6 protein-coding genes are annotated in these 5,452 nt (G+C 71.6%); 4 read left to right on the forward strand and 2 right to left on the reverse strand.

Annotation, left to right across the window (positions count from 1 at the left end):
* The first annotated feature begins 152 nt into the window (after nucleotides 1–152).
* Nucleotides 153–1,625 carry a M48 family metalloprotease gene (locus Y694_RS19470; protein WP_051495911.1) on the forward strand — a complete coding sequence of 491 codons (1,473 nt, stop codon included), beginning with the start codon at nucleotides 153–155 and terminating at the stop codon, nucleotides 1,623–1,625.
* Nucleotides 1,626–1,638: 13 nt separating this feature from the next.
* On the opposite strand, the gene Y694_RS19475 is transcribed toward Y694_RS19470, so the two are convergent.
* Entirely contained in the window at nucleotides 1,639–1,932 is a 294-nt protein-coding gene (locus Y694_RS19475) for a YkvA family protein (RefSeq protein ID WP_011828907.1), read from the reverse strand.
* Between the two features lie 658 nt (nucleotides 1,933–2,590).
* On the opposite strand from Y694_RS19475, the gene Y694_RS19480 reads away from it, so the two are divergent.
* Nucleotides 2,591–3,424 carry an aldo/keto reductase gene (locus Y694_RS19480; RefSeq protein WP_051495912.1) on the forward strand — a complete coding sequence of 278 codons (834 nt, stop codon included), beginning with the start codon at nucleotides 2,591–2,593 and terminating at the stop codon, nucleotides 3,422–3,424.
* A gap of 12 nt (nucleotides 3,425–3,436) precedes the next feature.
* On the opposite strand, the gene Y694_RS19485 is transcribed toward Y694_RS19480, so the two are convergent.
* A complete protein-coding gene (locus Y694_RS19485; RefSeq protein ID WP_011828910.1) occupies nucleotides 3,437–3,745 on the reverse strand; it encodes a hypothetical protein in 309 nt (102 codons plus the stop codon).
* A gap of 123 nt (nucleotides 3,746–3,868) precedes the next feature.
* On the opposite strand from Y694_RS19485, the gene Y694_RS19490 reads away from it, so the two are divergent.
* Together Y694_RS19490 and Y694_RS19495 are read left to right on the forward strand one after the other, a co-directional pair.
* Nucleotides 3,869–4,522, forward strand: coding sequence for a glutathione S-transferase family protein (locus tag Y694_RS19490; protein ID WP_036235555.1), 654 nt, complete (start codon nucleotides 3,869–3,871; stop codon nucleotides 4,520–4,522).
* 2 nt (nucleotides 4,523–4,524) lie between these two features.
* The coding region (locus tag Y694_RS19495) for a hypothetical protein (protein ID WP_036235558.1) at nucleotides 4,525–5,452 on the forward strand (928 nt) is incomplete at its 3' end.

A 5,452-nucleotide genomic window follows, 5' to 3' on the forward strand; every position in this document is an offset into this window, starting at 1 on the left:
CTTCCACGAAGGCCGCGGCCCGCGCAAGCCGCACTGACGGCGCGGCCCGCGGGGGCGCGGTCGCCGGCCGGGACGGCCGGTGGCAACATGGCGTCCGCTGCGACCGGCGCTCCCCGCCGTTGCCCCCTGGCTACGACGGAGACTTCTCGACGATGCGACAGTACTTCCTGCCCCTGCTGCTGGCTGCCGGCCTGCTGGCTTCGTGCGCCACCGTGGTGAACCCTGTCACCGGCCGCGAGGAGCGCTCGGTGATGAGCGAGGAGGCCGAGATCGCCGAGGGCAAGAAGGCCCACCAGCAGGTGCTGGCCGAGTACGGCGTCTACGGCGACGCCAAGGTCCAGGCCTACGTCGACGACCTGGGCCAGCGTCTCGCGAAGCAGTCGCACCGTGCCCACCTGCAGTGGACCTTCACGGTGCTCGACAGCCCCGAGATCAACGCCTTCGCGCTGCCGGGCGGCTACGTCTATGTGACGCGCGGGATCATGGTCTACATGGAGAGCGAGGCCGACCTGGCGGGCGTGATCGGCCACGAGATCGGCCACGTGACGGCGCGCCACGGCGCGCAGCGGGCCACCCGCCAGCAGACCGCCGGCATCGGCGTGCTGGCGGCGAGCGTGCTGGGCGCAGTGCTGGGCGTGGGCGACGTGGCGAGCCAGGTCTCGCAGAGCGTGGCCGCCGGCTACGTGGCGTCGTACAGCCGAGACCAGGAGCTGCAGGCCGACCAACTGGGCGCCGAGTACCTGTCGCGCAACCGCTACGACCCGCAGAACATGGTCGACGTGATCCGGGTGCTCAAGCGCCAGGAGCAGTTCGCCGCCGACCAGGCCAAGGCCGAAGGTCGCACGCCGCGTCAGGGCGGCGACTGGCTGGCCTCGCACCCGAGCAATGAGCAGCGCCTGCAGCAGATCACGCAGATCGCCGCCGGCTACAAGGGCAGCGGCTACGTCGACGACGGACGCGCGCGCTACCTGCAGGCCGTCAACGGCCTGCCGTTCGGCGACAGCCGCGAGCAGGGCGTGACGCGCGGGCGCAATTTCTATCACGAGCCGCTGGGCATCGCGCTCACCGCGCCGCAGGGCTGGAAGATCCAGAACGCGCAGGACGCCGTGACGGTGGTCAACGCCACTGGAGACGCCGGGCTCATCATGCAGACCGTGCCGGACAAGGCCGGCAAGAGCCACGAAGAGATCATCCGCAACCTCATCAAGCCGACCCAGGGGCGCACCGAGCCGCTGTCGCTGAACGGCCTGAGCGCCACGCATTTCGTCGGTGCGCGCCAGAACCAGCAGGGCCAGACGCAGAACGTCGAGGCCACGCTGGTGACCGGTCCGGGTGCCAAGAACTATGCGCTGCTGTATGCGGCCAAGAACGCCACCGCGCTGCAGAACGCCCGTCCGCAGCTGCGCGAGACCGAAGGCTCGTTCCGCGCTCTCACCGCGGCGGACCGCAGCGCGGCCCGGCCGTGGGTGCTGAAGTCCGTGGCCTATCCGCGGGGCGGTTTCGCCGAGCTGGCCCGCCGCTCGCCGCTCGGCGGCAACGCGGAGCAGCAGCTGCGCCTGATCAATGGCCTCTACGGCGCGACCGACGAGCCCAAGGCCGGCCAGCTGGTGAAGGTGGTGGAGTAGGTAGGGGTGCGCTTCAGCCCGCCGCGTCGACCGTCCCCGCGGCGCGCCGCTCGGCATGCTCGCGCACCCCGGCGGGCAGGCGCTTGAGCATGAAACGGATGGCCAGCGGCACCAGCACCAGGTCATCGACCACGCCGAAGAAGGGCACGACGTCGGGGATCAGGTCCAGCGGCGAGAACAGGTAGAGCACCACCATCGCCGTCCCCGCCTTCAACCACAGCGGCGCGGCCGGGTGGCGCAGCGCGTACCAGAGCTGGCGCGCGTCACCGCGCACTGCGAGCCACAGCACCGACAGACGTTTCCACATTGCAGGACCTCCGTGCCATCCGCGCCGCTCGGCGAGCGACGACGCTGGCAGTTGCGGCCCGCGGCGCCGAAACTCAAGGGGCCGCCGCCAGAATGTCGACCGATTCTCCCGCGGGGAACCCTGGGGCCTCTCGCGCATCAGACACCGATGACCATGACGAACGACTGGATCGAAGCCCTGAACCGCAGCCTGCGTGGGGCCGTTTCCCTGGTGCTGAAAATGGCGCTGACCCTCGCGGGCCTGGTGTTCATGCTCGGCGTGGTGGTCCTCGGCCTGACCCTCGGCGCGGTGCTGGTGGTGTGGGCGCTCCTGCAAGGCAAGCGGCCCCGGGCCGTGCGCTTCGGCCGTCACCCTGGCGCCGACTGGAATCGCTTTCGTGCGGCCGCCGCGGCGCGGCGCTCGCCAGGGCTCGCCCCGACGTGCCGTCGCGCGGCGACGTCGTCGACGTGGAAGTGCGCGAGATCGCCGACCCGCGGCCGCTCGGCGACTGACGGACGGCCCGCTCCCGGCCCCCGACGGCCTCGGCGCCGCGAACCGTCCAGCCCGGAGGCACAGCACGATGGACCGCAGAGCCTTGCTGGCCCGGGCTGCTGCGGGAGCCTTGGTGGCGACTGGGCTGTCGCCCGTCGCGGCCACTGCGGCGCAAGCCGGTCTTCCTGTGCTCACCCGACCCATCGCCCGCAGCGGCGAGAGGGTGCCGGTGGTGGGCATGGGCACCTGGCTCAGCTTCGACGTGTCGCCCGGCGATGCCGAGGCGCTGGCGCGGCGCAGCCAGGTGCTGGCGCGTTTCTTCGCCGGTGGCGGGCGCCTGATCGACTCCTCGCCGATGTACGGCCACGCCGAGGCGGTGCTGGGTGCGTTGCTTCCGACGCTGCCGCAGCCGACGGCACTGTTCAGTGCCACCAAGGTGTGGACGCCGATCGGCAGCTACGGCCCCACGCAGATGCAGCGCTCGCTCGACCTGTGGGGGCTGTCGCGTTGCGACCTGATGCAGGTGCACAACCTGCTGAACTGGCCGGCCCACCTGCCGACGCTGCGTCGCTGGCGCGCCGAAGGCCGGGTGCGCCACCTTGGCCTGACCACCTCGCACGGCAACAAGCACGACACGGTGCGCGAGCTGCTCGACAGCGAGCGCGACCTCGACACACTGCAGATCACCTACAACCCCGCCGACCGGCGCGCCGAGCCGCTGATACGGCAGGCGGCCGCCCGCGGCATGGCCGTGGTGCTGAACCGGCCGTTCGACGGCGGCAGCGTGCCGCGCCGGCTGCGCAACGAGCCGATGCCGACGTTCGCCGCCGAACTGGGCTGCAGCGCCTGGGCGCCGCTGGTGCTGAAGTGGGAGCTGGCGCACCCGGCGGTGAGCTGCGTGATCCCGGCCACCACCGACCCGGATCACATGGCGCAGAACCTCGAGGCGCTGCGCGGTCCGATGCCGGATGATCGCCAGCATGCCGCGCTGACGGCCGTGTTCGACCGCGTGTTCGGCTAGGCCCGTCGGACGCTAGCCGGGCGTCGAGGCGTCGCCGTCCTCGCCGCCGTGCGCCAGTGCCTGGCGGGCCAGTTCCTCCTCGCTGAGTTCGGGCGCCGCCTCCAGTGCGGCCAGCTCCTCCAGCATCTCGGGCGTGGCTTCGGCGTTGCCGAGCAGCACATCCTCGAGCGTGGGGTGAGCGACCGCGATCTCCTCGTGATCCTCGGGCGAGGGGTGCACGACGGCCGGGTCGAGCGCCGGCAGGCGGGCCGCGGCGAGTTCGAGCTGCTGGTCGATCAGCTTGGAGAAGTTGCCGTCGTCGGGCAGGGTGGTGGTGCTCATAGCGGGCCTCCTTGCGGTCGGGTCGACAGGCGGATCATGCACTGCGCGGCCGGTGCTTGCCAGGCCCCGGCGGCCACGCAATCCGACCTACGATCCGAACCGCGCAGCCGCCGTTGGAAGCCGATGAAACTCTACGCCCACCCGTTCTCGTCCTATTGCCAGAAGGTCCTGATCGCCTTGTACGAGAACGACACGCCCTTCGAGTGGGGGCTGCTCTCCCCGGACAACAAAACCCAGCTCGCCGAACACGCGGCGCTGTGGCCGCTGCGGCGCATGCCGGTGCTCGTCGATGCCGATCGCACCGTGATCGAGGCCAGCCTCATCGTCGAGCATCTGGACCTGTACCACCCCGGGCCGGTGCGTCTGCTGCCGACGGACGCGCGCGACGCACTCGCGGTGCGCAGCCTGGATCGCTGCTTCGACAACTACGTCATGACGCCGATGCAGAAGATCGTGCTCGACGTGCTGCGCCCCGCCGAACATCGAGATCCCTATGGCGTGGCGGAAGCGAGGCGCCTGCTCGACGCCAGCTATGCCTGGCTCGACGGCCGGTTGGCCGGGCGCACCTGGGCAGCCGGCGACGCCTTCGGCCTGGCCGACTGCGCCGCGGCGCCCTCGTTGTTCTATGCCGACTGGGTGCAGCCGATCGGCGCCCGGCATCGCGAATTGCGAGCCTACCGGCAGCGGCTGCTGGCACGGCCCTCGTTCGCGCGTGCAGTCGACGAGGCGCGGCCCTACCGCACGTTCTTTCCTCCGGGCGCGCCCGACCGGGACTAGCAATGACCGGCCCCTCGGTCTCGGCTGGTGCCGCGCTCTACATCGCGGGGGTTCAGTTCCTGTTCGTCACCACCTGGACGGTCTACGCGATCTATCTGCCTCAGCTGCTGGAGACCGCCGGTCTGCCCAGGGCCTGGGCGCCGTGGATCCTGCTGCTCGACCAGCTGGCGTTCCTGGTGGCCGACATCGCCACCGGCGTCTTCGCCGACCGCGTGCAGCGCACGCTCGGGCGCATCGGCCCGTGGATCGTCGGCGCGACGGCGCTGTCCTGCCTCGCCTTTTTGCTGCTGCCACTGGCGGCTCGTTCGGGCAGCGCCGCGTCAGGGTGGATGCTCGCGCTGACGCTGGTCTGGACGCTCAGCTCGTCGGCGCTGCGCGCGCCGCCCTGGGTGCTGCTCGGCCGCCACGCTGCACGCCCGGCGCTGCCGTGGCTGAACGCGCTGACGCTGCTCGGCCTAGCGGCCGGCGGTGCGGTCGCGCCCTACCTGGGTGTGCTGCTGAAGGGGGTCGATCCGCGGCTCCCGTTTGCCCTGTCCAGTCTCACGCTGCTCGCCACGACCGCCGGCCTGGTGCAGGTCGAACGCGCGCTGGCGCGGCGGCGATCGGCGCCGCTGCCGGCAGAGACCACGCAAATCCCGCACGTCGGTGGTGCCGGCCATGCGGCGTGGATGCTCGGCGTGCTGCTGCTGGCGGCGGCATACCAGGCCCAGGTGTTCGTCAATGCCGCGCCGCACTACCTGCGTTTCACTGTGCCGTCGGCGCTGGAATGGCTGCTGCCGCTGTTCTGGGTGGGCTTCGGCGTGGCGATGCTGCCCGGCGCTGCGCTGTGCCGTGCGTTCGGCGCCCTGCCGACCCTGGCCGCGTCCGCGCTGTGTGGTGCCGCGGCGGCACTGGCCAGCGCGGTGGCGGCGTCGCTGCCGTGGCTGGTGG

Source organism: Methylibium sp. T29-B (assembly GCF_000576225.1).
Classification (GTDB): domain Bacteria; phylum Pseudomonadota; class Gammaproteobacteria; order Burkholderiales; family Burkholderiaceae_C; genus Methylibium; species Methylibium petroleiphilum.